This window comes from Leisingera sp. F5, assembly GCF_001593695.1.
In genome coordinates this window covers 1-1,665 of record NZ_LUKH01000796.1, presented here as the reverse complement: position 1 = coordinate 1,665, position 1,665 = coordinate 1, and the positions used below count along the sequence as shown (strand labels likewise).

Genomic DNA, 1,665 nt, shown 5'->3' with positions numbered 1-1,665 from the left:
GGGAAGGTCTGGCTGTCATCGGCGTAGGAGACTTTGAAATCTCCGGCTTCACGGTAGAACATGTCTCAGATGCTCCCTTTCTGTTGCAAACGGGGCCCGCTCCGGGTGTTTGTCTTTGATGTTTCAGCGGCGGCAGTCATTCGATCTTCCCCCACTGGGCCTGCGCCGCGTCGCGCTGCGCGCGGGTCATCCGGTTTGACGGTTTGGCATAGCCGCTGCGCTCGCTGCCGCGCACCAGACGCAGGTATGCAATGATGCCGGTAATCAGGCCTGAGGCTGCCAGCAGCGATGCGGTGACGATCTGGGTTTCCGTGAACCCTTCCGCGGTCAGCGCCAGATAACCGAACGCCCAAAAGCCCGCCCAGGCAATCACGTTGATGACGGCAATCGCCTTGGTCATGCCGCCGCCCCGCCATTAACCAGTTTGTCAGAAATCCGCGCCTGGCCACATTTTGCCCATTTCTTTCTGCCACCCTGTTCTTGGGTAAAGTGAGTGGGATCAATGACAGCGATTGTCGAGGAAATCCGGCGGCTGGAGGCCGCGCGGAAAAAGGGTGATATATCCGCTGCCGAATTTGCAGAGGCCAAGGGTCGGCTGCTGGCAACGGTAGAAGACGCAACAGTGCTGCCGCCCTTCGAGTTCGAGCCGCCGCGCCGGGAGGCACGCAGGGAAACCTCCGGGACCGCACCCGGCCCTTGGGGGCTGATGCTGATGGGGCTTCTCGGGGCCGGGCTGCTAACACTCCTGGCCGGGCAGCTGATCGGCGATCTGACCATCGCCTTCACGCTGATCGCCACGGTATTCGCCGCCATTGTCATTGCCGCATTCCGCAAGCTGGAAAGCTGAACAGGCCCGGAGCAGGTCATATGAGCGTCAGACCCGTTCAATGATCTTCTCCCCGAACAGCCCCTGCGGACGGAACACCAGGAACAGCAGCGCCAGCACATAGGCAAACCAGTTCTCGGTGGCGCCGCCGACCATCGGGCCGATGGCGAACTCGAACAGTTTCTCGCCCACACCGATGATCAGCCCGCCGACAATGGCGCCGGGGATCGAGGTGAAGCCGCCCAGCATCAGCACCGGCAGTGCCTTCAGCGCGATCAGCGACAGCGAGAACTGCACACCGGACTTGGTGCCCCAGACGATGCCTGCGACCAGCGCCACAAAACCGGCAACCGACCAGACCAGCACCCAGATGAAGTTCAGCGAGATGCCGACCGACAGCGCCGCCTGATGGTCATCCGCCACCGCGCGCATCGCCCGGCCCTGCTTGGTGTATTGGGCAAAGCAGACCAGCCCGGCCACCAGCAGCGCCGCAATCACCGTCGCCACGATATCCAGATTGTCGATAAAGAAGCCGTAGCCGAAGATGTTAAAGGTGGTCTCGTCGATCCACAGGTTGATGCCCTGCGGCAGGCCCACATCCAGCGTCTTGATCTCGGACCCCCACATCAGGTCGGCAACGCCTTCCAGGAAATAGGCAAGACCAATAGTGGCCATAAACAGGATGATCGGCTCCTGCCCTACCAGATGCTTCATCACCAGCACCTGCACCAGCCAGGCCAGCAGCACCATCACCCCGACAGTCAGGGCAATTGCCAGCACACCGGGCACGTTCCAGCCGAAATGGGTGATATGGCCGCCAAAGACAGCATTTATGATAT

The 1,665-nt window shown here is 61.2% G+C and carries 3 protein-coding genes; 1 reads left to right on the top strand and 2 read right to left on the bottom strand.

What is annotated here, in order from left to right:
- Positions 1-136: 136 nt before the first annotated feature.
- Positions 137-400 carry a hypothetical protein gene (locus tag A2I95_RS36075; RefSeq protein ID WP_291737328.1) on the bottom strand — a complete coding sequence of 88 codons (264 nt, stop codon included), beginning with the start codon at positions 398-400 and terminating at the stop codon, positions 137-139.
- Positions 401-502: 102 nt separating this feature from the next.
- On the opposite strand from A2I95_RS36075, the gene A2I95_RS36070 reads away from it, so the two are divergent.
- Complete coding sequence (locus tag A2I95_RS36070) at positions 503-847, top strand: SHOCT domain-containing protein (protein ID WP_291737327.1); 345 nt, start codon at positions 503-505, stop codon at positions 845-847.
- 27 nt (positions 848-874) lie between these two features.
- Here A2I95_RS36070 and A2I95_RS36065 read toward each other — a convergent pair.
- On the bottom strand, positions 875-1,665 hold a 791-nt coding region (locus tag A2I95_RS36065; RefSeq protein ID WP_291737326.1), incomplete at its 5' end, for a branched-chain amino acid ABC transporter permease.